Annotated in this window: 24 protein-coding genes and 1 riboswitch; of the genes, 19 read left to right on the top strand and 5 right to left on the bottom strand. The window is 58.4% G+C overall.

Features of this window, described 5'->3' with window-relative positions:
• Positions 1-20: 20 nt before the first annotated feature.
• From ACRZ95_RS17630 to rpsD, 7 genes are all read left to right on the top strand, one after another.
• Positions 21-899 (top strand): MurR/RpiR family transcriptional regulator, encoded by an 879-nt coding sequence (locus tag ACRZ95_RS17630; RefSeq protein WP_371811947.1) that lies wholly within the window; start codon positions 21-23, stop codon positions 897-899.
• On the top strand, positions 899-2,209 hold the full coding sequence (locus ACRZ95_RS17625) for a glutamine synthetase family protein (protein WP_170680481.1): 1,311 nt from the start codon (positions 899-901) through the stop codon (positions 2,207-2,209). The genes ACRZ95_RS17630 and ACRZ95_RS17625 overlap by 1 nt, the downstream gene beginning before the upstream one ends.
• 114 nt (positions 2,210-2,323) lie before the next feature.
• Positions 2,324-2,845 (top strand): GNAT family N-acetyltransferase, encoded by a 522-nt coding sequence (locus ACRZ95_RS17620; RefSeq protein ID WP_170680315.1) that lies wholly within the window; start codon positions 2,324-2,326, stop codon positions 2,843-2,845.
• A 119-nt stretch (positions 2,846-2,964) separates the two neighbouring features.
• Positions 2,965-3,168: riboswitch (cobalamin riboswitch) on the top strand.
• Between the two features lie 64 nt (positions 3,169-3,232).
• Positions 3,233-4,504: an aromatic ring-hydroxylating oxygenase subunit alpha gene (locus ACRZ95_RS17615; protein ID WP_170680317.1), complete on the top strand. Its 1,272-nt coding sequence runs from the start codon at positions 3,233-3,235 to the stop codon at positions 4,502-4,504.
• Positions 4,505-4,509: 5 nt separating this feature from the next.
• Positions 4,510-5,589 (top strand): hybrid-cluster NAD(P)-dependent oxidoreductase, encoded by a 1,080-nt coding sequence (locus ACRZ95_RS17610; protein ID WP_170680319.1) that lies wholly within the window; start codon positions 4,510-4,512, stop codon positions 5,587-5,589.
• 261 nt (positions 5,590-5,850) lie between these two features.
• Positions 5,851-6,318: a hypothetical protein gene (locus tag ACRZ95_RS17605; RefSeq protein ID WP_170680321.1), complete on the top strand. Its 468-nt coding sequence runs from the start codon at positions 5,851-5,853 to the stop codon at positions 6,316-6,318.
• A gap of 307 nt (positions 6,319-6,625) precedes the next feature.
• Positions 6,626-7,246: a 30S ribosomal protein S4 gene (rpsD, locus tag ACRZ95_RS17600; protein ID WP_170374584.1), complete on the top strand. Its 621-nt coding sequence runs from the start codon at positions 6,626-6,628 to the stop codon at positions 7,244-7,246.
• Between the two features lie 57 nt (positions 7,247-7,303).
• On the opposite strand, the gene ACRZ95_RS17595 is transcribed toward rpsD, so the two are convergent.
• Positions 7,304-8,191: an AraC family transcriptional regulator gene (locus ACRZ95_RS17595; protein ID WP_170680323.1), complete on the bottom strand. Its 888-nt coding sequence runs from the start codon at positions 8,189-8,191 to the stop codon at positions 7,304-7,306.
• Between the two features lie 161 nt (positions 8,192-8,352).
• Between ACRZ95_RS17595 and ACRZ95_RS17590 the strand changes: the two genes are divergently transcribed.
• Positions 8,353-9,177, top strand: a complete 825-nt coding sequence (locus tag ACRZ95_RS17590; protein WP_170680325.1) for an SDR family oxidoreductase — start codon at positions 8,353-8,355, stop codon at positions 9,175-9,177.
• Between the two features lie 2 nt (positions 9,178-9,179).
• On the opposite strand, the gene ACRZ95_RS17585 is transcribed toward ACRZ95_RS17590, so the two are convergent.
• Complete coding sequence (locus tag ACRZ95_RS17585; RefSeq protein ID WP_170374590.1) at positions 9,180-9,641, bottom strand: Lrp/AsnC family transcriptional regulator; 462 nt, start codon at positions 9,639-9,641, stop codon at positions 9,180-9,182.
• Positions 9,642-9,743: 102 nt separating this feature from the next.
• Between ACRZ95_RS17585 and ACRZ95_RS17580 the strand changes: the two genes are divergently transcribed.
• From ACRZ95_RS17580 to ACRZ95_RS17565, 4 genes are all read left to right on the top strand, one after another.
• A complete protein-coding gene (locus ACRZ95_RS17580; RefSeq protein ID WP_170680328.1) occupies positions 9,744-11,159 on the top strand; it encodes an aminotransferase class V-fold PLP-dependent enzyme in 1,416 nt (471 codons plus the stop codon).
• A 64-nt stretch (positions 11,160-11,223) separates the two neighbouring features.
• Positions 11,224-12,309 carry a histidinol-phosphate transaminase gene (hisC, locus tag ACRZ95_RS17575; RefSeq protein ID WP_170680330.1) on the top strand — a complete coding sequence of 362 codons (1,086 nt, stop codon included), beginning with the start codon at positions 11,224-11,226 and terminating at the stop codon, positions 12,307-12,309.
• A complete protein-coding gene (locus ACRZ95_RS17570) occupies positions 12,306-13,226 on the top strand; it encodes a prephenate/arogenate dehydrogenase family protein (RefSeq protein ID WP_170680332.1) in 921 nt (306 codons plus the stop codon). Before hisC ends, ACRZ95_RS17570 begins: the two co-directional genes overlap by 4 nt.
• Positions 13,223-14,071: an extensin family protein gene (locus tag ACRZ95_RS17565; protein WP_170680334.1), complete on the top strand. Its 849-nt coding sequence runs from the start codon at positions 13,223-13,225 to the stop codon at positions 14,069-14,071. Before ACRZ95_RS17570 ends, ACRZ95_RS17565 begins: the two co-directional genes overlap by 4 nt.
• Here the strand turns inward: ACRZ95_RS17565 and ACRZ95_RS17560 are convergent.
• A complete protein-coding gene (locus ACRZ95_RS17560) occupies positions 14,068-15,069 on the bottom strand; it encodes a DUF2125 domain-containing protein (protein WP_170492539.1) in 1,002 nt (333 codons plus the stop codon). The genes ACRZ95_RS17565 and ACRZ95_RS17560 overlap by 4 nt on opposite strands.
• 67 nt (positions 15,070-15,136) lie before the next feature.
• Here ACRZ95_RS17560 and ACRZ95_RS17555 point away from each other — a divergent pair, with 67 nt between their 5' ends.
• The 4 genes from ACRZ95_RS17555 to ACRZ95_RS17540 all read left to right on the top strand — a co-directional run bounded on the left by ACRZ95_RS17555 (position 15,137) and on the right by ACRZ95_RS17540 (position 19,350).
• Positions 15,137-15,667 (top strand): gamma-glutamylcyclotransferase, encoded by a 531-nt coding sequence (locus ACRZ95_RS17555; RefSeq protein ID WP_170643156.1) that lies wholly within the window; start codon positions 15,137-15,139, stop codon positions 15,665-15,667.
• A gap of 68 nt (positions 15,668-15,735) precedes the next feature.
• Complete coding sequence (locus ACRZ95_RS17550; RefSeq protein ID WP_170680336.1) at positions 15,736-16,914, top strand: biopolymer transporter ExbB; 1,179 nt, start codon at positions 15,736-15,738, stop codon at positions 16,912-16,914.
• 3 nt (positions 16,915-16,917) lie between these two features.
• A complete protein-coding gene (locus ACRZ95_RS17545; protein ID WP_170680338.1) occupies positions 16,918-18,597 on the top strand; it encodes a peptidoglycan -binding protein in 1,680 nt (559 codons plus the stop codon).
• A 111-nt stretch (positions 18,598-18,708) separates the two neighbouring features.
• Complete coding sequence (locus tag ACRZ95_RS17540; RefSeq protein WP_170680340.1) at positions 18,709-19,350, top strand: phosphotransferase; 642 nt, start codon at positions 18,709-18,711, stop codon at positions 19,348-19,350.
• An 83-nt stretch (positions 19,351-19,433) separates the two neighbouring features.
• Here the strand turns inward: ACRZ95_RS17540 and clpA are convergent, their stop codons facing one another.
• Both clpA and gloB read right to left on the bottom strand, forming a co-directional pair.
• Positions 19,434-21,758, bottom strand: a complete 2,325-nt coding sequence (gene clpA, locus ACRZ95_RS17535; protein ID WP_170460457.1) for an ATP-dependent Clp protease ATP-binding subunit ClpA — start codon at positions 21,756-21,758, stop codon at positions 19,434-19,436.
• Between the two features lie 174 nt (positions 21,759-21,932).
• Positions 21,933-22,700, bottom strand: coding sequence for a hydroxyacylglutathione hydrolase (gene gloB, locus ACRZ95_RS17530; RefSeq protein WP_170680342.1), 768 nt, complete (start codon positions 22,698-22,700; stop codon positions 21,933-21,935).
• 62 nt (positions 22,701-22,762) lie between these two features.
• Between gloB and ACRZ95_RS17525 the strand changes: the two genes are divergently transcribed.
• The 3 genes from ACRZ95_RS17525 to atpA all read left to right on the top strand — a co-directional run bounded on the left by ACRZ95_RS17525 (position 22,763) and on the right by atpA (position 25,897).
• Complete coding sequence (locus tag ACRZ95_RS17525; RefSeq protein ID WP_170680344.1) at positions 22,763-23,497, top strand: methyltransferase domain-containing protein; 735 nt, start codon at positions 22,763-22,765, stop codon at positions 23,495-23,497.
• A gap of 300 nt (positions 23,498-23,797) precedes the next feature.
• Positions 23,798-24,358, top strand: a complete 561-nt coding sequence (locus ACRZ95_RS17520; protein ID WP_170374616.1) for a F0F1 ATP synthase subunit delta — start codon at positions 23,798-23,800, stop codon at positions 24,356-24,358.
• Positions 24,359-25,897: a F0F1 ATP synthase subunit alpha gene (atpA, locus tag ACRZ95_RS17515; protein WP_170680346.1), complete on the top strand. Its 1,539-nt coding sequence runs from the start codon at positions 24,359-24,361 to the stop codon at positions 25,895-25,897. It abuts the gene before it with no gap.
• The last annotated feature ends 8 nt before the right edge of the window (positions 25,898-25,905 follow it).

The following is a 25,905-nucleotide window of genomic DNA, read 5'->3' as shown; positions in this document are numbered from 1 at the left end:
TTGACTGAAATTTTTATTCCATGCGATCCATTCAGATTAGGAGGTGCCGCTTGCTGGTTAGGCAGAGAATTGAAGCGAAGGCGGAAAACATGACGGCGAGCGAGCGCAAGCTGGCCGCTGCCTTGCTCAGCGACTACCCCTATGCGGGTCTGGTCACGATTCAGGAACTCGCGCGCCGGGCCGAGGTCTCGGCCCCGTCGATCTCTCGGTTTGTCACCAAGATCGGACTGGGCGGCTATCAGGAATTCCAACGTGCTCTCTTGTCGGAATTGAAAGAAGGCCAACGCTCGCCCACCGATCTGCACGGGGAAGGGCGCAGTGTTGATGGAGGGTTCTTACGTGATTTCATCGCGCGCGCCTCGTCTCAGATGGCGCTGTCGGCAGAAGGTATCACCGAGGCTCAGTTTCAGCGCATATGCTCGGTACTGAGCCAGCCAAAAAGCGATGTCTATATTTTGGGCGGTCGGATCAGTGATACCATCGCGCAGCACCTGTCTTTTCACCTGCGCCAAACCCGCAGCGGCGTGTATCATCTTCCGGCCAACAATGAGGTCTGGCCGGAATACTTGCTGCGGATGAAGCCTGCCGATATCCTGTTTCTCGTCGATTTTCGCCGCTACCAACCCGCGCTGGCGCGATTGGCCGCGACTGCCGCGCAGGACCGAGGGGTTCGCGTTGTCCTCATGACAGACAAATGGCTGTCTCCCATATCCCGCCATGCGGCGGAAATCTTGCCAGTTCCGATCGAAAGCGGCACGCTCTGGGACACGTATACAGCGGCCCTTGCCGTGACCGAGGCGCTCGTGACGCGTATCGCCGAAGACAACTGGGACCAGACGAAATCCCGCATCGAAGCCTGGGATGCCATGCGATCCCACAATCAGGACCCCAACCCATGATGCCCAAAACCCCCTTGATGTTTGTCGCCACCTCTGACCTTGCCGGGAAATTACGGGGCAAGGCCTTTCCGGCGGATCAACTGAACAAGCGGTTGCAGCGTGGGGTCGGGTGGACACCAACGAACGTTCAGATCAACTGCTTTGACGGAATTGCCGAAAGCCCGTTTGGCGCGCTGGGCGATCTTCTTCTGATCCCGGACGCCACGGCCGAGGCAAAGGTCGAGTTCGGCGAAGAAACTGGCCTGCACTTTCTTATGGGCGATATCGTCACGCTGGATGGAGACCCGTGGGACTTCTGCACGCGCAGTCTTTTGAGGGCGGCGCTGGAGCGGCTGCACAAGGTCTCTGGGGCAAATTTATTGGCTGCGTTCGAGCATGAGTTCCAGCTGAAAGATCCGCCAAGTCAGGCCAACGAAGCCTATGGTCACCGGGGCTTTGGCCTGCAGCGGGATCTGTGCGAGACCTTGATCAACGCGATTTCTCAGGTCGGTCTGAAGCCGGATTCGATCATGAAGGAATATGGCCCAAACCAATATGAGGTCGTCATCGGCCCCGAGCTGGGTGTTCGCGCGGCGGACGCGGCCATCATGGTACGCGAACTGACCTATGCGACTGCACAGGCCTATGGCGAGCGGGCTACCTATACCCCTATTCGAGATGTCGCGAGCGTTGGGAATGGGGTCCATATCCATATGAGCTTTGTGGATGATCATGGCGCGCCGTTGACCTACGCCGAAGACGGCCCCTGCGGCATGTCGGATCTGACGAGTGCCTTCGCTGCTGGAGTATTGAAGTATCTGGATGCGATCCTGGCCCTGACTGCGCCTTCGGTGATCTCGTATGAACGCCTGACACCGCATCGTTGGTCTGCGGCTTTCAACAATCTGGGCTTTCGCGACCGCGAGGCTTCCTTGCGGATTTGTCCTGTGACCGCAAAAGACCCCGCCTCAATCGCGGGGCAGTTCAATATCGAATACCGTGCGGCGGACGCTGCAGCTTCGCCTCATCTGGCGCTTGCTGCGGTTGTCATGGCCGGGGCGAAGGGGATCGAAGAAGGGCTACCCGCGCCCGTTCCAACTGAAGAGGATCTTTCGCTTTTGGACGTCGCAGAACTGAACCAAAGAGGGCTGGTGCGCTTGCCTCAGACCTTGGAAGACGCGCTCGACCGGTTCGTTTCCAACCCGGTTGTGACCGGCTGGTTCCCCGAAGGCTTCGCCGAGGTGTACCAAGCTCACAAACAATCCGAGATCGCGACAACCGCACACCTGGACACAGACGCACGCTGCCGATTGTACGAAGAAACATATTGACCTGAGCGGCTCGTCTTGCCGAAGCTCGCCCAATGCGACCTCTGGGGCGTCGTTTGGGTAATCTCGCGCCGTATGACGCGGCGCAAGCTGTTTAGCTCAGGATAGGGATGGATCATGAACCGTTCAGAAACCGATGCCATCTTGAATGTGCATAGGCTGGCTTTTGGCGAACCGGAAGGTGAAGAAATCGCTCAACTCGCCGAAGATCTCCTTGAGCATCCGGAAACGATTTCAATCAGTGTGAGGCGTGACGGGCAGATCGCGGGCAATGTCATGTTCACCCCGTTTGTCTTCCAGGATCACCCGGACGTTAAATGCTATCTTCTGGCGCCCTGCGGTGTCTCGCCCGAGCATCAAGGCCGCGGAGTTGGCAGAGAGATGATGGAGACCAGCATCAAGCACTTGAGGTCCATTGGAACAGACGCTGTCTTTGTGTTGGGCGTGCCGACTTTCTACCCCTTATTCGGGTTTGTCCCGACTGACAAAGAGACGCCATATCCGGACCTTCTGACGATCCCCGAGGCATGGATGACGCTTGAGCTCACTGCAGGATGTGTTGAAAAGCTGGCGGGCAAAACACTTGCGATTGCGCCCTTCATGCACGCGCATTTGTGGGACACATCACAACACGGGTGAATTCCGTTTTTTTGTTCTTGCCTCAAGCTGTAGCCCTGTTTCAGGTTTCCATTTCTGCTGGGCATGTCTGTTTTGTTTCTGGAAATGTCGCAAGGCTTTCAGCCGCGAATTCATCCCCGCGTAGGTTGCGCGTGTGAGGTGCTGCTGTCTGATTCTCGGGCGGCAGAGAATTGGGAAGCCGGTGCAATTCCGGCGCTGCCCCCGCAACGGTAAGAAAGGTCAGGTTCGACAGGTAACCACTGGGACGAGGATCCCGGGAAGGTGTCGAAACCGGGCGTAAGCCCCTTTCAAGTCCGGAAACCAGCCTTGCATATATGTCAAACCGCGGGTGGCGGTGGGGGCACAAGTTTCGGACGTGATCCTCGCACGGCTCCGGACTGGCCTCTGATGTCATCTGCCCAAGCTAAGCCGCGGGGCGCGGCAGGAGAGCCAGAAGTGAGCAACGTTCAAAGCCTGTTGGCGCGTCGAAACCCGGCCTATGCCCTTGAACAGGCATTCTATACAGATCCAGATGTATTTCAGGCCGATCTTGAGGCCATCCACTACCGCGACTGGCTATTTGCCATTCCGGCATGTGAACTGGTGAAAACAGGCGACTATGTAACCTACACTGTGGGCGCATACCGCGTGATCATCGTGCGCGGTGCGGACAATCAGATCCGGGCCTTCCACAACACCTGCCGCCATCGCGGGTCGATCATCTGCAAAGCGGCCAAGGGGAACTCGCCCAAACTGGTCTGCCCCTATCACCAGTGGACCTATGAGCTTGACGGCTCATTGCTGTGGGCGCGTGATATGGGGCCTGATTTCGACCCCAAACAACACGGGCTGAAAACCGTCCACTGCAGGGAACTGGCCGGGCTGGTCTATATCTGTCTTGCAGATGTAGCCCCCGATTTCGACACCTTCGCCAATAAAGCACGGCCCTATCTGGAGCCGCATGATTTGAACAACGCCAAGGTCGCCTTTGAAAGCACGATCATCGAAAAGGGCAACTGGAAGCTTGTTTGGGAAAACAACCGCGAGTGCTATCACTGCGGCGGCAACCACCCTTCGCTGTGCCGGACCTTCCCTGATGATCCCTCGGTAACCGGTATTGAAGGGGGTGAAGCCCCGGCCTTCATGCAAGCTCACTTCGACCGTTGCGAGGCTGCAGGGATGCCGTCGCAGTTCTATCTGCATGATGACGGGCAATACCGTCTGGCGCGGATGCCGCTGAAGGAAGGGGCGGAAAGCTACACTCTGGACGGCAAATCTGCGGTGCGCCGCTTTCTGGGCCGCGCGCCCTTTGCCGATGCGGGGACGTTGCTGAAGTTCCACTATCCCAGCACATGGAACCACTTCCTGGCCGATCACTCGATTGTCTTCCGCGTCACTCCGGTCAGCCCGACCGAGACCGAAGTCACCACGAAGTGGCTGGTCAACAAGGATGCGATCGAAGGGGTCGATTATGACGTCAAGCGCCTGACTGAGGTCTGGATGGCCACCAATGATGAAGATCGCCGCGTGGTGGAAGACAACCAGATGGGCATCAACAGTCCGGCCTATGTGCCGGGGCCGTATTCGGGGGTCCAGGAATCCGGTGTTCTGCAATTCACTGATTGGTATTGCAGCGCTTTGGCGCGTCACTTTGCGCCCAACACGATGGCGGCGGAGTGACGGAGATGAAAGACCTGAACGCTGTTGCCTCGATCTGGCAGGATGATGAGAGGCTGGAATGCGTCTCGGTCGTGCCCGAGACGCCAAACACCGCCAGCTTTACGTTCCGCGCCCCGTCCGGGGCTTTGTTTGCCTACCATCCGGGTCAGTTCCTGACGCTCGAGATTCCGGCACCGGGGCAGCCGGGAGGCGTTGTGCATCGGACCTATACGATCTCGTCATCCCCATCACGTCCGCGATCCATTACGATCACGGCCAAGGCGCAGCCGGACAGCATCGGTACTCGTTGGATGCTGGACAATCTGAAGCCGGGTATGCGGATGCGGGCAATTGGCCCGGCGGGTCTGTTCACCAATGCTGAAAGCGTCGCCGCCAAGTATCTGTTCGTCTCGGCGGGGTCGGGCATCACGCCTATGATGTCGATGACAACTTGCATGTGGGACGAAGGCCGCGATCTGGATGTAGTCTTCATCAATTGCGCCAAGCGCCCGTCCGAGATCATCTTCCGCCAACGGTTGGAGCAGATGGCAAGTCGGACGCCGGGTCTGGATCTGAAGTTCGTCGTAGAGGAAGCGGATCGTTACAGCCCCTGGACCGGCTACCAGGGTCAGTTCAACCAGCTGATGCTGGGCCTCATGGCCCCAGACTATCTGGACCGTGAGGTCTATTGCTGCGGTCCGGAGCCGTTCATGCAAGCTGTTCGGGACGCTCTGTCGGGTCTTGGCTTTGACATGGACAACTATCATCAGGAAAGCTTTGGAGCTCCGGTTGAGACCGAAGCGGATCAGCCCGATCTGGATGATATCGTTCCTGACGATGACAGCGCCGCCGAGATCGTGTTTGCGACCTCGGGTGTCACTGCTAAAGTCGCCGAGACAGATACGGTTCTGGCCGCCGCACGTGCCGTCGGGTTGAGCATTGCCTCGGGCTGTACGTTTGGCGTTTGCGGCACCTGCAAGGTCAAAAAGACCTCGGGTGAGGTGCACATGGTTCACAACGGCGGTATCTCCGAGGATGACATCGCAGCAGGCTACATTCTGGCATGCTGTTCAAACCCGATCGGCAAGGTCGAAGTTGAGGTGTGAACGGGAAGTCTCATGCTGAAACTGCAGGACGGCTGCGGCCGCCTGCGGTTTCAGAATTTTAAGTATTTGCATTGATCTCAGATACTTATCGCCCCAATACGCGCTTCGGGAAGTTTGGATAGCACAGGTTCGATCACGGATAGTTGATTCTATTCGGCAACATTCATGTGATTGCTCAAATTCTGTCTCTTTTCCGCCGGAATCTCCCCTGATAAAGCGGGTTGAGTACTGGGTGGGGTGTTGATAAGTGCGAGCAGGTATATGAGAGCCGGATATAACGGTCGTGTAGCCATTTCATGGAATCAAACCGAGCTTGATGGGCTTGAGGCAGCGCCTTTGGCCTTTTTGGCGGTCGGGTCCGCATGGTCCTGGCGTGGTCAGGCGCTGGTGTTGGGCGAAGTGGCAGAGCAAAATCTTGAGCAACTGGGACATATGGGTGCGACCGCTGTGCGCACCCGCGACGCGTTCTCAGCCCCGCAAGATATCTCGGGCGAGTATTGCGGTACGGTCACATTGACCAATGGGGCGCGACGCTTTGCGGCAGATTTGATCGTAGCAGATGACGAACAATGGCCGACCCTGGTGTTCAACACTGGCTGTCCGCCTCGGGATCAGGATTTCTGGATCAGCGAAGTAACACATGCCGGTGTCGACCTGCAGAGCGTACCGCAACCGACTGCACAGGTGGTGGCGTTTCCGGGAAAATCCGCGCCGGGTTTCTTTTCATAGGTTTGGTTACCTAGCTGGCGCTGAACCCGTTGGCCTAAAAACCCTTCAAGAATTTTGAGCAGGGGCGTCGGGACGTGTTGACTCTGACAGTTCCGCAGATATAAGCGCGGCTTCATTGGTGTTGGTGGCCCCCGCAAGGGGATGCCTGTCATGGGGGAAACCTCAAGAGGACAACGCCCTTTATAACCCGGCACCACGCCTGGTCTGAACTGGAACTGCCCGGTCCGAGCGGAGACGCTATTTCGGCCCGAAAAGTGGGAACCGGTTTTCGGATCAAGCTGAAATGCCACTTTAAAGGAGATCAGCCGTGACCAAACGCACGTCTGCCAAGTACAAAATCGACCGCCGGATGGGCGAAAACATCTGGGGTCGTCCGAAATCCCCGGTCAACCGTCGTGAATATGGCCCCGGCCAGCACGGCCAGCGCCGCAAGGGCAAACTGTCGGACTTCGGTCTGCAGCTGCGCGCCAAGCAGAAGCTGAAAGGCTACTATGGCGACCTGACTGAGAAGCAATTCCGTCGCATCTACGCCGAAGCTGAGCGAGTAAAAGGCGACACCGGTGAAAACCTGATTGGTCTGCTGGAGCGCCGTCTGGACGCCGTTGTATACCGCGCCAAGTTCGTACCGACCGTCTTTGCTGCACGTCAGTTCGTGAACCACGGCCACGTCAAAGTGAACGGCAAGCGGGTCAACATCCCGTCCTACCGTGTCAAAGAAGGCGACGTGATCGAAGTGCGTGACAAGTCCAAGCAACTGGCAGTTGTTCTGGAAGCTGTTGCTCTGGCCGAGCGTGATGTTCCTGACTACATCGACGCCGACCACTCGAAAATGACCGCGACCTTCGTACGCGCACCGGGCCTGAGCGATGTGCCTTACCCAGTCATGATGGAACCGAACCTGGTTGTCGAATTCTACGCGAAGAACTAATCTTCGCTCACATTCCAGATTACAAAGGCCGCGCTTTCAGCGCGGCCTTTTTAGTTTCTAAGCTATGCATTTTGACCCGATGTCCCGACGAGGTGGCACTCCGAATTTGCGCGAGTATTCCCGACTAAACTGGGTCGGGCTTTCATAGCCAACCTCAAAAGCTGCTTGCGTCACACTGAGCGAACCGTGCGACAATAGCCTGCGGGCTTCCAGCAGCCTGAGGTCTTTTTGGTACTGTAGTGGAGAGGTGGCTGTTACCGTTTTGAAATGGGCGTGAAAGGCAGAAACGCTCATGCCAGCGCTTTGTGCCAGATCGCAGACGGGCAGGGCTGTTCGAAAATCCGCGCGGATGATGTCGATGGCGCGCGCGATACGGCTGGCGGCACTGTCGCGCCATAGCATTTGCCGCAGCATGCCACCGTGATCTGCCTGTAGGAGTCGGTAGTGGATTTCACGGCTGATCATCGGTGCGAGAATTTTTGCATCCGTAGGGTTTTGACTGGCGTGAAACAGGCGAGTCATAGCGTCAATCAGACCGGGCGAGGCTTTTGATGCGGCAAGGCTTTGGACTGTTTCGATTTCAGTAGGTTCTGAGCCGACAGAGTCGTAGAGACCACGTAAGATGGACAAGTCCAACGAGAATACGAGGCCGACATAGGGCTTTTCCCGACTTGCTTCGGTGACAGCGGCCAAAACCGGAAGTGAATGGCTGACGATCAGGGAATCGCCTGCTCCGAAGTGAACAAGGCGATCTCCGATACGTGTTTCTTTCTTCCCCTGTAGAACTAGGCAGACAATCGGTTCATACACCTGCGCTTCTATTGACTTCGTTTTGACGTCATGAAGAAGGCCGAAACCGTCCAATGCGGTCGGGTAGAAAGCAGCCTCTTCTGCCCGTCCGCCCACAGCTTCGCAGATTTTTTCAACTAAATCATGTTGTGTCATGGTATCCCCACTGCCTCATTCAGCATATTTCGCGCAAGAGGTCAGTGCTAGCCAGAATCCTGACGGTCAGAGAATTAGGCAGATATTGAGGAGAATTCGGCAGGCGCATCGCGGTTTTCTAACCTATCTAGTGGTCAGGCTAACAATTGCGGAGAATGACCATGGCACAGACTATCCTCATAACTGGCGCTTCATCGGGTATCGGCAGAGTTACGGCTGAGCTGTTTCACAGGCGGGGCTGGAATGTCATTGCCACCATGCGCAACCCCAGCAAGGAAGCTGAGCTTACGCAATTCGAGAATGTTCTGGTCACACGTCTTGACGTCACCGAGGAGGGTTCAATTGCGGCCGCAGTTGCCGGGGGGATTGAACGGTTTGGTCAGATTGACGTTCTTTTGAACAACGCCGGCTACGGCGCTTACGGCCCGCTAGAAGCCTTCCCGATGGAGCGTATCCGGCGGCAATTCGATACCAATGTCATCGGGTTATTGGCTGTGACAAAAGCCGTTCTACCGCATATGCGCGCAAATGGTTCGGGCTGTGTCGTCAATATCTCGTCCATTGGTGGACAAATTACCTTCCCCCTTGGAACGCTTTATCACGGCACAAAATTCGCGGTTGAAGGCCTGTCAGAGTCTCTGCACTACGAGCTTGCTGCGGCAGGTATCAAGGTCAAGATTGTCGAGCCTGGTCTGATTGCCACCGATTTTGGTGGCCGCTCGTTTGATTTCGTCAATGACGAGAGCATGGCCGAGTATCAACCTGTCGTGCAGGCCTTGTTCAGCGCGTGGGGCTCGGAAGAGATGGCAGCGCGAACGTCGCCGCCGAGTGTTGTCGCCGATGTCATTTTGACCGCCGTGACGGACGACACTGACACTTTGCGCTATCGGGCCGGCGAAGATGCCGTTGAATACCTGGACAACCGCAAGGCTTTGGACGACGCAACTTTTATCGGCGGCATGAAAGCGATGCTTGGTTTGGCATGAGTTCAGATCGGAAGTGGTCGCCCTTCGGCGATCGCTTCCATCGCAAAATAAGAGGTCACGCTGTCCAGCTCGACCTTCTCGATCAGGCGTTGGTAGACTTTGTCATATGAGGCCATATCCTGGGTCACGACTTTCAGTTGATAGTCATAGTCACCGCCGATCCGATGGAAATCCACAACCTCGGGGATGGTCAGAACATGGCGGCGAAACGCCTGCAGCCACTCGGCTGAATGATGTCGGGTGCGCAGCATGACGAAGACAACGAGGTTCAACCCCAAAGTCTCGCGCGCAATGCGCGCAGTTGACCCGATCAGAACCCCGTTTTCGTTCAGCGCTTTCAACCTGCGCCAACACGCGTTCTGGGACAGCCCGACCCGATCGGCCAGCTCGCGCTGCGAAAGGGTGGCGTCTTTTTGAAGCTCTCTCAGGATGTGAGTGTCTATTTGATCTAAGTTTTGACTCATATCTAATCATATGACACAAAATTTTTGATTTCTACGCAAAGAATGATAATGTTTCCACAGTTCGAATGGATCACATTGGACTTACAGTAAGGAGCCAATGCTATGACCCTGTCCAAATTTCGTGCGGATCTTTGTTCCACCACTCACAATTTCCACCTGCGCGACGGGCTGATCGGAGAGAATGTTCTGATCCCGGGTCTGCAGGGGGACGTGCCGCTTGTCTATGCGGATTACGTTGCTTCGGGTCGCGCGTTGCGACAGGTCGAAGGCTTTGTGGCCGATCACGTGTTGCCATTTTATGCCAACAGCCACACCGAAGCCTCCTTCTGCGGGTCCTACATGACCCGCCTGCGTCGCGAAGCGCGCGATGAGATAGCCCGCCTTGTTGGCGCGAGGGGAGAAGACGCGGTGATCTTTACCGGGTCCGGTGCCACGGCGGGGCTCAACCGGTTGGTCAGTCTGCTCGGGGTGGCGGAAGCTGATCAACCGGTTGTCCTAATCGGTCCCTATGAGCATCACTCGAACATCTTGCCATGGCGCGAGAGCAAGGCTCTGGTGGTTGAGATTCCGGAAGCGGCTGAAGGGGGCGTTGATCTGCGCGCGCTGCAGGAGGCGCTGAACACTTACGCCGATGCGGATCTGGTGATCGGGTCATTTTCAGCTGCGTCCAATGTGACGGGGATCATCACCGATCCCGATCCGGTGACGCGTTTGCTCAAGTCTCATGGCGCTTTGGCCGTTTGGGACTATGCCGGGGGCGGGCCTTACCTGCCGATGGACATGGGGCCTGCGGATGCGCGCAAAGATGCGATCGTGGTGTCTCCGCACAAGTTTCCGGGCGGGCCGGGGGCGTCGGGCGTGCTGGTCGTGAACCAGAGCGTTGTACAGCGTCGTTGTCCCAGTTGGCCAGGCGGAGGGACGGTGAGTTTCGTCTCGCCTTGGCGTCACGACTATAGCGAAAACCTGTCAACGCGAGAGGAAGCGGGAACGCCCAACGTGATCGGGGATATCCGCGCGGCACTAGCCTTCATCGTCAAGGATGTCGTCGGAACAGATGAGATCGCCTGCCGCGAAGCGCAATATAACCAAATGGCGCTGGAGGGGTGGAAGGACAACCCGAACCTGACATTGCTTGGGGTGGAAAATGCACATCGACTGCCGATCTTTTCCTTCCTAGTGCGCGACAATGCAGGGCTACCGGTGCACCAGCAACTGTTCACACGTATGCTCAGCGACATATACGGCATTCAGGCGCGCGGAGGGTGCGCCTGTGCTGGGCCATACGCGCATCGGCTTCTGGGTATAGATCGCGCCGCGTCAGAGGAGCTGCACGCCGCTCTGACCGCCGGTGAAGAGATGAAAAAGCCCGGATGGGTGCGTCTGAACTTCTCGTATCTGATGCGCCAGGAAACGGTTCAGTTCATCATCGACAGCGTCAATGACCTGTCCCGCCGGACCGAAGAATTCGCGCCGTTCTACAATGCCGACCCGGCGACTGCGCGCTTCAAAGCCGCATGATGGAATTGCTGCTTTTCTGAAAGCGTTGAGACAGGTATGAGAGGCCCAATAAACGGAGCCTCTCATGACCAAGATTACCCCTCAACCCGGCATTATGGACATTGCGCTGTATCAAGGCGGCCAGTCGCATGTGGCGGGTGTTGAGCATGTGATCAAGCTGAGCTCCAACGAAAACCCGTTTGGTCCAAGCCCCAAAGCGATTGAGGCGGTGCGCGACAGCGCCGCCACCTTGCATCGCTATCCCAGCACCGACCACGCCAGCCTGCGCAAAGCGGTGGGCGCTCGTCACGGTCTGGACCCGGCGCGGATCATATGCGGTGTGGGCAGTGACGAAGTGCTGCAATTCATCGCTCAGGCCTATGCAGGGCCGGGGGATGAGGTGATCTATACGGAACATGGGTTTTCCATGTATCCGATCATCGCACGGATGGCGGGCGCCACGCCGGTCATGGTGGCCGAGCGCGAGCGCAAGGTCGATGTGGATGCCATTTTGGCAGCCATTACAGCGCAGACGCGGATCGTGTTTGTTACCAACCCCGGCAATCCAACCTCAACCATGATCTCGCAGCAGGAACTTGAGCGTTTGGCGCAAGGTCTGCCGGATAGTTGTCTGATGGTAATCGACGGGGCCTATGCCGAGTTTGTCGACGGGTTCGATGGCGGGGCGTCTCTTGTGGATGACCATGAGAACGTCATCATGACCCGGACCTTCTCAAAGGTTTATGGGCTGGGCGGAATGCGCGTGGGCTGGGGTTATGCGCATCAGTCGATCATCGACGTGCTGAACCGGGTGCGCCAACCGTTCAACCTGTCTTTGACCGCGCTGGCTGCGGCCGAAGCGGCTGTGAATGATGTCGAATTCCTGTCCTTCTGTCAGGCTGAAAACGCGCGCCTGAGGGTATGGTTGTCGGATGAGCTGGCCAAGATTGGCGTCCCGTCGGATCCGTCTTTCACCAACTTCATCCTCGCGCGCTTTGCCGATCAGGCCGAGGCTGAGGCTTGCGATGACTACCTAAAATCGCAGGGTTTGATTGTGCGGCGCGTTGCGGGCTACAACCTGCCAAACGCGCTGCGGATCACCGTGGGCGATGAGGAAGCTTGCCGCCGTGTCGTCGCGGCCATCACCACATTCAAAGAGGGTGCAGCATGAGCCAGATTTACGACCGTGTTGCGCTGATCGGGCTGGGCCTGATCGCCTCATCCATGTTCTGGGCCATCAAACGCGCAGGTCTGACTGGTGAAGTTACCGGCTACGCGCGCTCTGAGGCCACCCGAGACACAGCCCGCAGGATCGGCTTGTGTGACCGGGTTTGCGACACCGCGCAAGAGGCGGTAGAGGGCGCGGATCTGGTCGTCCTCTGTGTGCCGGTCGGCGCGATGGGCGCGGTCGCACAGGACATCGCCCCGATGCTGAAGCCGGGGGCAACGGTGACGGATGTCGGCTCTGTCAAACGTAGCGTGATCGAGGCCGTGTCGCCCCATATCCCCGAAGGCGTGCATTTCATCCCGGCGCACCCTTTGGCCGGGACCGAGCATTCGGGGCCTGAGGCCGGGTTCGCCGAGCTTTATGACAATCGCTGGTGTCTGCTGGTGCCGGTCGAAGGATCGGACCCAGACGCAATCGCCCAGTTGCGGGCGTTGTGGGAAGGCATGGGGGCCAATGTCGATGAGATGGACGCGGATCATCATGATCTGGTTCTGGCCGTGACATCTCATGCACCGCACCTGATTGCCTATACGATGGTGGGTGTTGCCGATGATCTGCGTCGGGTGACCGATAGCGAAGTCATCAAATACTCGGCTGCGGGCTTTCGGGATTTCACCCGCATCGCGGCCTCGGACCCAACCATGTGGCGCGACGTGTTCCTGACCAACAAGGACGCGACGCTTGAGATTCTGGGCCGCTTCACCGAAGAGCTTTTCGCCCTGCAGCGTGCGATCCGCACCGGGGACGGAGAGCATCTGTTCGACTATTTCACCCGCACCCGTGCGATCCGGCGTGGGATTATTGATGCGGGTCAGGATACCGACGCACCGGACTTTGGCCGGGGAAAGGCAGGGTCATGAAACAGGTTTTGCGATATGCATTTGTGGCCGCGCTTTGGACCACATCCACCCAAGCCGCAGCACCCGAGCAATCGCTGTATCCAATTGCGCGCCCCAGCGCAGCAGTCGAAACTGCTGGCATCGTCGCGATCTCCAGCCGGGCCGCAGCGCCTCTGACCATCCCGAACCTGCGCCCCGAAACACGGCCCGAGTCGCCTCAGCTGATCGCTGCAGCAGCGCGTCCGGCGGATTTGCCGCTGCTCGGTCCCGATACCTCTTTGATGCCCTATCTCAGACCCAAATCATTGGAGCAGGAGGTGCTGTTCAAAAAGCGCAAACTGCGCAAAGGGTCGGTCTGCGGTGATATAGCGATACAAGGCAAACCTGTCGGGCGTGTCTCCAGCAAAACAAAGGCCTGCGGGGTCAAAGATGCGGTTCAGATCACCTCGGTCTCAGGGGTGACGCTGAGCCGGGCTTCGACGATGGATTGCGGCACGGCCATTGCGTTGAACAAATGGGTCGACAAAACCGTCAAACCGACGTTCAAGCGTCGTGGTCCTGTGGTCCAGCTGCAGGTTGCTGCGCACTATGCTTGCCGGACGCGCAACAACCAAAAAGGCGCGCGAGTCTCTGAGCATGGCAAGGGCCGCGCCATAGATATTTCCGGCTTTGTCATGGCGGATGGAGAGGTCGTGACCGTCCTAAACGGATGGCGCAAGAACCCCTCACAAAAGCAACTCAAGAAGATATGGCGCGGGGCCTGCGGGCCGTTTGGCACCGTGTTGGGACCCAATTCAGACAGGTATCATCGGGACCATTTTCATCTGGATACGGCGCGGTATCGCAAGGGCTCCTACTGCCGCTAGCGCAGGATGAGACGTGGGGCCGGGCCAAGAGGGAGCGGCCCCAGAGCCACGAACCCGTCACGGAAATTTAGTTGCAGGTCCAGCGCGTTCGGGTTGCCGCCCAGTCCGGCCAGAAAGTTGAGCGCGCGGGTCACCGGGTCAACGGCTTGATCGGGCAGGGCGCCAGCTGCATTTGCCATTGCGATCATGTCGCGCCAATTCTCGGCCTTGATCGCAATCTCTCCGGTCGGGATACCCTGTGAGTCTACATCCAACTCACCGGCTGCAAACAGGCGCAACTCACCCCATTTGACCTCGGCCAGGTTCAGGTCGATGGCGACGGGCTGAGGGCGGCTGTCCTCTAGCGCACTCCGGTCCCAAGGCTTGTCGAAGGTGGTCAGCATATCCAACTGCAACGTCTCGAACCGCTGGGGGAGCGAGGTCGCCGATTGCATCAGCGCACGCAAATCCTCACCGGGGGTGAATCCGTCAATTTGCGCCGTGATCGCATAAGCTTCGGGCGCAGTGGTCTGCTCCATGATGACGCTGAGGGTACCACCGCCCGCCAGTGCCTCATTGTCTTCGCTGATCAGCCAGGGGCCAGCGGTCAGGGCCATCTTCTCAAGCACCAATGCGACACCGGGTTGTAGTTCCAACTCGGCCTGCAAAGCCTTGGCCTCGATCGTCGCGGTCTGGTCGAAATAGGATAGGCGCTGAGGCGTATCGGCAAAGCTCAGGGTTTGACGACCGGGCCAGATTGCGGGGCTTTGAAACTCGATCCAATCGGCGCTCCAGGCGGTGCCGTTGACTGGATCGGCCAGCGCCGGGTTGTTTAAGCGGGTGGTGTGATGTGTCGGGTAGCCCGCCGTTTCAACGCCTGAGAATTCGGCTTGCCAGCCGCGCGCCTGCTGGGCATCGAACCAGCTGGTGATCGCATTGCGCAGACCATAGCCCGCGATGAACCAATAGGCGCTCCATGCGATGGCGATAAAAATGAACACTCGTATCAGACGACGCATGAGCATTGGCCCTTTTTCCTGCCTCGGATTTGATGTTTATAGGCCCAAACGGGCAAGGACCAGAGCAATGACGATGTGGGTTTTCGGATATGGATCGCTACTGTGGAACCCGGGCTTTCCCGTGGCACGCACCGAGCTTGCGATGCTGCACGGATATGCGCGCTCTTTCTGCATGAGTTCGATCCACCATCGCGGCACCGAGGACCACCCCGGCCTTGTGCTGGCTTTGGACGAACAGCCTGAGGCGCAGTGCAAAGGTTTGGCGCTGGCCGTGGAAGCTGGGCATGAGGACCGCACCCTACACGAACTGCGTGAGCGCGAGCTGATTTCGTCGGCCTATGTCGAAAAGATGCTGGACGTGCATTTGGACAATGGTGAGGTCGTAAATGCCGTGACCTATGTTATTGATGCAGATCACGTTCAATATTGCGGCGGCATGCCCTTGGAAGAACAGGCGCAGATCATCGCTCATGCCGTTGGCGGGCGCGGTCCCAACACTGAATATCTGTATAACACCACCGAGCATCTGGCCGAGATCGGCCTGCACGATCCCGATCTTGAGTGGTTGTCGCAACGGGTGCGCAGCATCACCGCATAAACCCTTGGCGTCATCGGCGTCTTTTCGCTAGATTCAGGCCAGAGCAGGCAGAACCAGGAATAACGCGCATGGCGCAGGCACAACAGGGCGCGAGACCGCATTTCTCGCAACCGATCAGGCAGATTCTTCTGATGCTGATCGCAATCGGCCTGTCGGGCCTCGGGGTGTTTCTTGCGCTGCCCTATGTGCTGCCGGTCTTCTTTGCGAATCCCTATCTGAACGGCTTCATCTTGCTGGTGTTCATCATCGGCGTGTTTGCCTGTTTCTATCAGGTCGCGCAGCTGATCGGCTCGGTTCGCTGGATCGAGGCCTTTGTGGGCGGCGTGGTGCATGAGGATGCGCGCACCCCTCAATTGCTTGCGCCATTGGCCTCGCTGCTGCGGGAACGCGGTGCGCGGTCGCAGATCAGTTCCACCTCGACCCGGTCCATTCTGGATTCGGTGGCGGAACGGGTAGAAGAAGAGCGTGAGATCACGCGCTACATCACCAACGTTCTGATCTATCTAGGCCTCTTGGGGACGTTCTTTGGCCTCGCTACCACGGTGCCCGCCATTGTCGACACCATCCGCAGCCTGAACCCGCAAGAAGGGGAAGAGGGGCTGGCCGTTTTCAACCGTCTGATGACGGGCCTTGAGGCGCAACTGCAGGGGATGGGCGTTGCGTTTGGCTCCTCCTTGCTGGGCCTTGCCGGGTCATTGATCGTGGGCCTGTTGGAGGTCTTCGCTGGCCACGGACAGAACCGTTTCTACCGCGAGCTTGAGGAATGGCTGTCGGGCATCACCCGGGTCGGATTCGCCTCGGGCGAGGACGGTGGGGCTGAGGTCGCCGTTCTGGCGCCTGTTCTGGACGCCATGTCGGATCAGATGAACGCACTACAGGATCTGTTCTCGGCGCAGGAGGCCGAGCGGGCCGACGTGTCCAATAAGCTTGGTCAATTGGTCACTGTCATAGGGCAAATGAACCAGCGTCAGGCGGATAACGAAGGCGTTGCTGCCGCGTTGGAGCGTGTTGCGTTGGGGCAGGACGCCTTGCTGGATCACATGCGCGAACATGGGGCGGGCGAGGGCGTCGATGCAGAAAGCCGGATGCGCCTGCGGTCGATGGATGTTCAGTTGCTGCGCATCCTCGAAGAGATCTCTGCCGGTCGTCAGGACAGCATGAACGAATTCCGCAAGGATATCGAACTGCTAGTGAAGGCTCTGACCCTGCCACGCGGCGCAGTTCGAACCACGCACGAGGGGGAATAACCAATGGCCCTCTCCCGCCGCACTGGTCAACGGTTCCAGGGCTCTGTCTGGCCCGGTTTCGTCGATGCGATGACGGGTCTGTTGATGGTTCTGACCTTCGTGCTGACCATCTTCATGGTCATCCAATTCGTGCTGCGTGAGACGATCTCGGGTCAGGAGGATGAGCTGACGACCCTCGCGGATGAAGTTGCTGCGCTGGCTGGTGCTTTAGGGTTGGAAGAGCGTGAGAATAGCCGCCTGCAAGCGCGGTTGGGGGCCTTGAATGCCACACTGACCGAAACGGAAGATAGTCTGGCTGAGGCGCAAAGCCAGATTACCGGATTTGAGGCTCAGGTTGCGGCGCTGTTGGCTGACCAGGCGCGGGCGCAAGACGCGATTGCGGCGCTTGAGACGCAACGGGCGGATCTTTTGGGCGAACGCGAAAGTCTGAATCAGGCCTTGGCGCAAAGCCGCGAAGAAATCGACGCCCAAGCCGAAGCCGCCCGCCTTGCTGCAGCCCGCCGTGAGGCGCTGGAGGCTCTGGTCGCAGATTTGGAACAAAGCGGTGAGGAACGCGCGGCGCAGATTGCTCAACTCGAAGATCAGCTAAGTGCAGAAGAGGCTGGCAGGCTGGCAGAGGCCGCCGCTGCCGAAGCTCTTAGGGATCGCCTGCAGAACGCCGATGCGGAACTGACCGCCATGACCCTAGCGCTTGAGGCGCAGCGCAAGGAGGCTGAGGATACCCTGACCCTTTTGGCCGCAGCAAATGCAGCCCGCGCAGAACTGGAACGACAGTTTGGCGAGTTGAATGCGGAAGAGCTGGAGGCCCAGTTGCAGGCCGCTCTGGCAGCGCAGGCCGAGGCGCAGGAAGACGCAGCATCCCAGCGTTCCTTGGCGGAACAGCGCGATGCATTGCTGGCCGTGGCTCGCGAGACGCTTTCGGCGGAACAAGCGGTCTCAGAAAAGGCGCAGCGCGAGGCCGCTTTGTTGAACCAGCAAATCGCAGCATTGCGCGGACAATTGGGATCGCTTCAGGCGCTGCTGGATGACTACGAGGACCGCAATACGGCCGCTGAAATTCAAATCCAGTCTCTGGGGCAGGACCTGAACGCGGCTCTGGCCCGCGCCGCATCCGAGGAACGCCGCCGCCGCCTGCTGGAAGAGGCCGAGCGTCAACGCCTAGAGGCTGAGGCCGAAGCACTGGCCGGACAGAATGAGGAACTCGCGGCGCAGGCCGAGGATTTGCAACGCTACCGGTCGGAATTCTTCGGCCGCCTTCGCGATGTGTTGGGTGATCAGGATGGCGTGCGGATCGAAGGCGACCGGTTCGTGTTCTCCTCTGAGGTGCTGTTCGCCACAGGTTCTGCCGTGTTGTCGCTGGAAGGCCGGCAGGAGGTCGCCAAAGTCGCTGAGATCCTCCGCACAGTTGCTGCCGAAATCCCGGAAGGTCTGAACTGGGTGATCCGGGTGGATGGCCACACCGACAACGTGCCCTTGGCCGGGTCGGGTCGGTATCGCGACAACTGGGAACTGAGCCAGGGGCGGGCGCTCTCCGTCGTGCGCTATATGGTCGAAGCGCTGGGCATTCCACCCAATCGCTTGGCCGCCAACGGGTTCGGAGAGTTCCAGCCTGTCAACCCGGAAGACACGCCCGAGGCGCGGGCACAGAACCGGCGAATTGAGTTGAAACTGACTGAGCGCTAAGGCCCTCGCGTGGCGAAAAACCGCCTTTGCGATCTGGATTTGCCGCCTGCACCCGATGAAACACACCCACCTCAAACCTAGATTACTGTCATAGGTTGAGAGGAGACGCGCGTGGCCCATAGGGTAGCAGACCTGTACCAAACGGTTGAAACGGTTTTGCGAGCTTCATACCGACGGGTGGTGTTGTGCCAGACCGCGGGCGGAGACAAGTTCTGGCTTAAACGGGTTGAGCGCTTTGCACCCCTTCTCTGGCTGGTCAAAGGCTGCCCTCAGGCGGCGTTTGCCAGGGATCGGACGTCGCATCGCTATTTGTGGAACAAAGGCGTGCCGGTGCCGCGCATCTTGGCCGAGGGTTCGGATTTCATCGCCGTCGAGGATGCGGGTCTCAGCCTGACCCGGTTTTGCGGTGATCGTTCCCGTGAGCTTTTCAAAAAACAAACAGCCTGTCGCGCCGCAGGCCGGGCCTTGGCGCGGCTTCATGCGTCAGATATTGCCCATGGCCGCCCTGCCTTTCGCGATATGTGCTGGGACGGGCAGCAGATCAGGTTCATCGATTTTGAGTACTTTAGGCCGACCAAAGCGGGGAGGCTGCGTAAAGCCCGCGATCTGAGCATCGCTGTGCTGTCGGCGTTGTTTCAAGGTCAGCTAGGAATGCGCCATGCGTCCAGCCTGCTATCCGGCTATTGGGCGGTTCGGGGAAAATGGGCCGTCGCCAATACTGCTTCAGCGCGTCAAATCCAAACTGGGCTGTGACAAACGGACTTTGACCACAAGGGTTTTCGACATGAAAAAACCCGCCAAACACTGGCGGGTTTTTCTGATTCGATGATCTGCAATCAATCCGCCGTCAAAAGTGGAGGCTTGTTGCCCGGAATACGCGGCTGATCGGGGCCGAGGATATCCAAGTGTAGATCGCCTTTCTTGACCGAGACACGAACAACACCGCCCTTGGCGAGTTTGCCAAACAGCAACTCTTCGGCCAGAGGCTTCTTGATGTGTTCCTGGATCACGCGGCCCAGAGGACGGGCGCCCATCTTGTCGTCATAGCCTTTGTCGGCCAGCCATGCGGCGGCCTTGGGCGTCAGGTCGATAGTCACGCCGCGATCCAGAAGTTGCGCCTCAAGCTGCAGAACGAACTTCTCGACCACCTGCAGGATGACCTCTTTCGGTAGCGGCGCGAACGAGATCACCGCGTCCAGACGGTTGCGGAATTCCGGCGTAAACGTCCGCTCGATCGCGGCGGTGTCTTCGCCCTCGCGACGGTCACGGCCAAAGCCGATGGCGGCCTTCGCCTGTTCCTGTGCACCCGCGTTCGAAGTCATGATCAGCACCACGTTACGGAAGTTCACTGTGCGGCCATTGTGATCGGTCAGCTCGCCATGGTCCATCACCTGCAACAGGATGTTGAACACGTCCGGATGCGCCTTCTCGATTTCATCGAGCAGCAGTACACAATGCGGATGTTGGTCGACGCCGTCGGTCAGTAGACCGCCCTGGTCGAACCCGACATAGCCCGGAGGCGCCCCGATCAGACGGCTGACCGCGTGTTTCTCCATGTATTCCGACATGTCGAAGCGCAAAAGCTCCACGCCCAGATTGTCGGCCAGCTGTTTGGCCACTTCGGTTTTACCCACACCGGTCGGACCGGCGAACAGGTAGTTGCCGATGGGCTTTTCAGGTTCCCGCAGCCCGGCGCGCGCCAGTTTTATCGCGCTGGCCAAGGCCACAATGGCGTCATCTTGTCCGAAGACCACCCGTTTCAACGAAGCTTCGAGGTCTTTCAGAACCACCGCATCGTCCTTGGTGACGTTCTTCGGCGGGATACGGGCGATCTTGGCGACGACGGCCTCGATTTCCTTCACACCGATTGTCTTGCGACGCTTGCTTTCGGCCAGCAAATGCTGCGCGGCACCCGCTTCGTCGATGACGTCGATCGCCTTGTCCGGCAGTTTACGGTCATTGATATAGCGCGCCGAGAGTTCCACAGCGGTTTTGATCGCATCCGCTGTGTATTTGATGGCGTGATGCTCTTCAAAATAGGGCTTCAGACCGCGCAGGATCTTCACGCTGTCTTCAACCGAAGGCTCGTTCACGTCGATTTTCTGGAACCGACGGCTCAACGCGCGGTCTTTTTCGAAGTGTTGACGGAATTCTTTGTAGGTAGTCGAACCCATAGTGCGCAGCTTGCCCCCCTGAAGCGCAGGCTTCAGCAGGTTGGATGCGTCCATGGCCCCGCCCGAGGTCGCCCCGGCACCAATCACGGTGTGGATTTCGTCAATGAACAGCACCGCATCGGGGTGATCTTCCAACTCGGTCACGACCGCTTTGAGACGCTCTTCGAAATCGCCGCGATAGCGGGTTCCGGCCAACAAAGCGCCCATATCGAGCGAGTAAATGGTGGTGTTCGACAGTACATCAGGGGCTTCGCCCGCAACGATCTTATGCGCCAGACCTTCGGCAATCGCCGTCTTGCCCACGCCGGGGTCGCCTACCAACAGCGGGTTGTTCTTCCGGCGGCGGCACAGCACCTGAATGCAGCGCTCGACCTCATCGGCGCGACCGATCAGCGGGTCCACATCGCCTGCGCGCGATTTGGCGTTCAGATCGACGCAATATTTACCCAAGGCGCTTTCTTTTTGATCTTCGTCGCTGGCAGTGGCTTGCACTTCATCTTCGACCTGATCCGCGCCTGAGACCGAGCGGCTTTCACCATAGGCCGGGTCTTTCGCGACGCCGTGCGCAATGAAATTGACCGCGTCATACCGGGTCATGTCCTGTTCCTGCAGGAAGTAAGCGGCGTTGCTTTCGCGTTCGGCGAAGATGGCGACCAGTACGTTCGCGCCTGTGACCTCGGTCCGACCCGAGCTTTGCACGTGAATGGCCGCGCGTTGGATGACGCGCTGGAATGCTGCCGTTGGCACGGCCTCGGACCCGTCGATATCGGTGACGAGGTTCGACAGATCCTCATCAATGAATTCGACCAATGTGCTGCGCAATTCGTCCAGATCGACGCTGCAGGCTTTCATGACCCGGATTGCGTCAGGCTCTTCCAATAACGCCAGTAGTAGATGCTCTAACGTAGCAAACTCATGTCGCCGTTCATTCGCCGCTGCCAGAGCTGCGTGAATGGCTTGTTCCAAAGTGCTCGAGAATGAAGGCACGCGGGTGCTCCTCTGTCTTGGGTCAGAAGGGGGCAGGCTTGCGGCCGGATCCCCATCCCAACCATGTCCTCATACTATTAGAGTTTGGTTGATCGACGCCCGGCTTCAAGGGTTTTCTTTCACTTGACAGTCACATTTGTCGTGAGAGTGGCCGTGAGGATGGTCAAATAGGCATCAAAATTTGTCTTTTCTACCCCTGATCTCGGCAAAAACAGCAACCGGGTCCGCGCCTTCCATGCCCAAATGGGCCAGAATCGCCGGATCTTCGGCTCGAAGGAACGGGTTGGTTGCTTTTTCCAGACCCAGTTTCGAGGGCACCGTGGGCTGCCCCGCGGCGCGCGCGCGGTCGATATCGACGACGCGCTGTTGTAGCGCCGTGTTGGTTGGGTCGACAGTGACGGCGAATTTGGCGTTAGACTGGGTGTACTCGTGGCCCGAACAGACCAGCGTGTCATCCGGCAGCGCCGCAAGCTTGCTGAGTGATCGCCACATCTGCTCTGGCGTGCCTTCGAATAAGCGCCCGCATCCCAGCGCCATCAGGCTATCCGCAGTGAAGACAGCGGCACTTTGCGGCATGTAATAGGCGACGTGACCCAAAGTGTGCCCCGAGACATCTATTACCTGAACTGGCTCACCTGCGATCTCAAAGTTCTCACCGTCGCTGACTTGTTGGTCGAGCGGGGGCAGGCGGTGTGCATCAGCTGCTGCTCCGATCACCTTGGCCGGGTGTTTTTCAAGAATTCCGGGCAGCCCATCGACGTGATCCCAGTGGTGATGGGTCAGCAAGACATGGCTGAGGGCCCAGCCGCGCGCCTCCAACTCGGCCAGGATGGGCCCGGCTTCGGGTGCGTCGATCAGCGCGGTCGCGCCGCTCTGGGCATCATGCGCAAGAAACGCGTAATTATCGCTGAGACATGGGATGGTTACGATCTCAAGAGGCATGGCCTTTTGCCCTTTCGTTGCTAGACTGCGCCTCAGCTAAGCCGATTGACCGGGTGTCCGCAATGCATCTTGATGTGCAGGATCTGAGGAATTTCTACTATCGCAGCACGCTGGGCCGTGCGGCGCAGGCTGCGATTCGTGGTCGGCTGATCGACCTCTGGCCCGAGGCGAAGGGCCAGACGGTGGCCGGATTTGGCTTTGCGGTCCCTCTTCTGCGGCCCTACCTCGCCGACGCGCGGCGGGTTGTCGGATTGATGCCGGGTCCTCAGGGGGTGATGCCCTGGCCTGCCGGGATGCCCAATGTCTCGGTCCTGACCGAAGAGACGCTTTGGCCGATTGAGACGGGCCACGTGGACAAGCTGGTGGTGATGCACGGGCTTGAGACCTCGGAACAGCCCAGCAAGGTGCTTGAGGAATGCTGGCGCGTGTTGGGGCCGGGGGGCAGAGCGCTTTTTGTAGTGCCGAACCGGGCGGGGCTGTGGTCGCGGTCCGACCGGACACCGTTCGGATTTGGTCACCCATATTCGGCCACGCAACTCGAGAACCTCCTGCGCAGCCATCATTTCGTGCCTGAAAACCACTGTTCCGCGCTGTATCTTCCGCCCTCGTTCCGGCGGTTTTGGCTAAAATCGGGTAGCCTGATCGAAAAAACCGGCCAGCGCATTCCCACCGTAATGGCCGGAGGCGTGCTGATGGTTGAGGTCAGCAAGCTGATCCGCCCGCCAAGCGGTACGGTCACCAAAGACAAGGTGAAACGTCCGATCAAAGCGCTGGACGGTTTGCTGAAGCCGGCGTGACGATTCCGCGCAGTCATCGGGAAAAAATGCGGGAAAAAAGTCACAGGAATCGCAAAAACCTGCAAATCAGTAACATTTTTCAACTGCGCCGAGGGGTCCAAACGGTCGCACTTGGGTTAAGCTTATGAAAACTAACGATTTGTGGATAATTCAGTTACCGCTATCGCGTATTGCTTGGTGGAAGCACCTCTGATACATCCCCGGTGATTTTGATCCCCGCCCTTCAAGGACGGGGTATCTTCACGCCCCCGGGTTGGCTGCGCGCGCGGTTTTCGGGGCCTAAGTATCGGAAGGGTGGACGTGTCCGAACCAGCTTCGATTTCCACAGGCATCGCCGAGCGCTATGCCACCGCGATTTTCGAGATCGCAAAAGAGAACAAAGACCTTGCAGGTCTGGAATCCGGCATCAATGATCTTGCAGCAGCACTGGGCGAAAGCGCCGATCTGCGCGACCTGATCGCATCTCCGCTGGTTTCCCGCGCCGAACAGGAAAACGCCATTGCCGCTGTTGCTGACAAGATGGGGCTGAACGCCATCCTGCGCAACACGCTGGGTCTGATGGCACAGAAGCGTCGCCTGTTCGTCGTGCCGCAGCTGGTGCAGGTCCTTCGCGACATGCTGGCCGAAGAGCGCGGCGAAGTAACCGCCGATGTCGCCTCGGCCAAGGCACTGACCAAGACGCAAATGGAAAAACTGTCCAAAACGCTGTCTGAGCGTGTGGGCAAGACCGTGACTATCAATGCGACCGTGGATGAAAGCCTCATCGGCGGTCTTGTCGTTAAAGTGGGCTCGAAAATGATCGATAGCTCGATCCGTTCGAAGCTCAACTCCCTACAGAATGCAATGAAAGAGGTCGGATAAATGGGAATCCAAGCTGCAGAGATTTCTGCAATCCTGAAGGACCAGATCAAGAATTTTGGTCAGGAAGCCGAAGTGGCCGAGATCGGCCGCGTGCTGAGCGTCGGTGACGGGATTGCCCGTGTATACGGCCTGGACAATGTGCAAGCCGGTGAGATGGTAGAATTCCCCGGTGGCATCATGGGCATGGCTCTGAACCTGGAAAGCGACAACGTTGGTGTCGTTATCTTCGGTTCTGACCGTGACATCAAAGAAGGTGACACTGTTAAGCGCACCAACTCGATCGTGGACGTTCCGATCGGTGATGAACTGCTGGGCCGCGTTGTGGACGGTCTGGGCAATCCGCTGGACGGCAAAGGCCCGATCAATGCTTCCAAGCGTGGCATTGCAGACGTTAAAGCCCCTGGCATCATCCCGCGTAAATCGGTGCACGAGCCGATGGCAACCGGCCTGAAATCGGTCGACGCGATGATCCCGATCGGCCGTGGCCAGCGGGAACTGATCATTGGTGACCGTCAGACCGGCAAAACTGCTGTGGCTCTGGACACCATCCTGAACCAGAAAGTCTATAACGACGCAGCAGGCGACGACGAGTCGAAGAAACTGTACTGCGTTTACGTTGCGGTTGGTCAGAAGCGTTCGACCGTTGCACAGCTGGTGAAGAAGCTGGAAGAGTCTGGCGCGATTGAATACTCGATCGTTGTGGCCGCAACCGCGTCCGACCCGGCGCCGATGCAGTTCTTGGCACCTTACGCTGCGACCGCGATGGCAGAATACTTCCGTGACAATGGCCGCCACGCGCTGATCATCTACGATGACCTGTCGAAACAGGCTGTGTCCTATCGTCAGATGTCCTTGCTTCTGCGCCGCCCGCCGGGCCGCGAAGCGTATCCGGGTGACGTTTTCTACCTCCACTCCCGTCTGCTGGAGCGTTCGGCGAAGCTGAACGAAGATTTCGGTGCAGGCTCGCTGACCGCTCTGCCGGTTATCGAAACTCAGGGTGGTGACGTTTCGGCGTTTATTCCGACCAACGTGATCTCGATCACCGACGGTCAGATCTTCCTGGAAACCGAACTGTTCTACCAGGGCATCCGTCCTGCTGTGAACACCGGTCTGTCGGTTTCGCGTGTGGGCTCCTCGGCTCAGACCAACGCGATGAAATCGGTTGCTGGTCCGGTTAAACTGGAGCTGGCTCAGTACCGCGAAATGGCTGCGTTTGCGCAGTTTGGTTCTGACCTCGACGCCGCAACTCAGCAGCTGCTGAACCGCGGTGCGCGTCTGACCGAGCTGATGAAACAGCCGCAGTACTCGCCGCTGACCAACGCGGAAATCGTCTGCGTCATCTTCGCCGGCACCAATGGTTACCTCGACAAGATCGACGTATCGGATGTTGGCCGCTATGAGGCCGGTCTGCTGGCGCACCTGCGCGGCAAGCATGCTGACCTGCTGACATGGCTCACCGACGAAGATCCGAAGATCAAAGGTGAAGCGTCCGACAAGATCAAGGCAGCGATCGACGAATTTGCCGCGACCTTCGCATAAGAGGAGGT

The sequence above is a fragment of the Ruegeria sp. AI3 genome, assembly GCF_056541245.1.
The sequence above is the reverse complement of the archived record's forward strand: the minus strand, read 5'-3'. Positions and strand labels throughout refer to the sequence as shown.

Coding starts and splice junctions, on each gene's coding strand:
- ACRZ95_RS17630 (WP_371811947.1), top strand. CDS start 21: ATGCGATCCATTCAGATTAGGAGGTGCCGCTTGCTGGTTAGGCAGAGA.
- ACRZ95_RS17625 (WP_170680481.1), top strand. CDS start 899: ATGCCCAAAACCCCCTTGATGTTTGTCGCCACCTCTGACCTTGCCGGG.
- ACRZ95_RS17620 (WP_170680315.1), top strand. CDS start 2,324: ATGAACCGTTCAGAAACCGATGCCATCTTGAATGTGCATAGGCTGGCT.
- ACRZ95_RS17615 (WP_170680317.1), top strand. CDS start 3,233: ATGTCATCTGCCCAAGCTAAGCCGCGGGGCGCGGCAGGAGAGCCAGAA.
- ACRZ95_RS17610 (WP_170680319.1), top strand. CDS start 4,510: ATGAAAGACCTGAACGCTGTTGCCTCGATCTGGCAGGATGATGAGAGG.
- ACRZ95_RS17605 (WP_170680321.1), top strand. CDS start 5,851: ATGAGAGCCGGATATAACGGTCGTGTAGCCATTTCATGGAATCAAACC.
- ACRZ95_RS17595 (WP_170680323.1), bottom strand. CDS start 8,191: ATGACACAACATGATTTAGTTGAAAAAATCTGCGAAGCTGTGGGCGGA.
- ACRZ95_RS17590 (WP_170680325.1), top strand. CDS start 8,353: ATGGCACAGACTATCCTCATAACTGGCGCTTCATCGGGTATCGGCAGA.
- ACRZ95_RS17585 (WP_170374590.1), bottom strand. CDS start 9,641: ATGAGTCAAAACTTAGATCAAATAGACACTCACATCCTGAGAGAGCTT.
- ACRZ95_RS17580 (WP_170680328.1), top strand. CDS start 9,744: ATGACCCTGTCCAAATTTCGTGCGGATCTTTGTTCCACCACTCACAAT.
- hisC (WP_170680330.1), top strand. CDS start 11,224: ATGACCAAGATTACCCCTCAACCCGGCATTATGGACATTGCGCTGTAT.
- ACRZ95_RS17570 (WP_170680332.1), top strand. CDS start 12,306: ATGAGCCAGATTTACGACCGTGTTGCGCTGATCGGGCTGGGCCTGATC.
- ACRZ95_RS17565 (WP_170680334.1), top strand. CDS start 13,223: ATGAAACAGGTTTTGCGATATGCATTTGTGGCCGCGCTTTGGACCACA.
- ACRZ95_RS17560 (WP_170492539.1), bottom strand. CDS start 15,069: ATGCGTCGTCTGATACGAGTGTTCATTTTTATCGCCATCGCATGGAGC.
- ACRZ95_RS17555 (WP_170643156.1), top strand. CDS start 15,137: ATGACGATGTGGGTTTTCGGATATGGATCGCTACTGTGGAACCCGGGC.
- ACRZ95_RS17550 (WP_170680336.1), top strand. CDS start 15,736: ATGGCGCAGGCACAACAGGGCGCGAGACCGCATTTCTCGCAACCGATC.
- ACRZ95_RS17545 (WP_170680338.1), top strand. CDS start 16,918: ATGGCCCTCTCCCGCCGCACTGGTCAACGGTTCCAGGGCTCTGTCTGG.
- gloB (WP_170680342.1), bottom strand. CDS start 22,700: ATGCCTCTTGAGATCGTAACCATCCCATGTCTCAGCGATAATTACGCG.
- ACRZ95_RS17525 (WP_170680344.1), top strand. CDS start 22,763: ATGCATCTTGATGTGCAGGATCTGAGGAATTTCTACTATCGCAGCACG.
- atpA (WP_170680346.1), top strand. CDS start 24,359: ATGGGAATCCAAGCTGCAGAGATTTCTGCAATCCTGAAGGACCAGATC.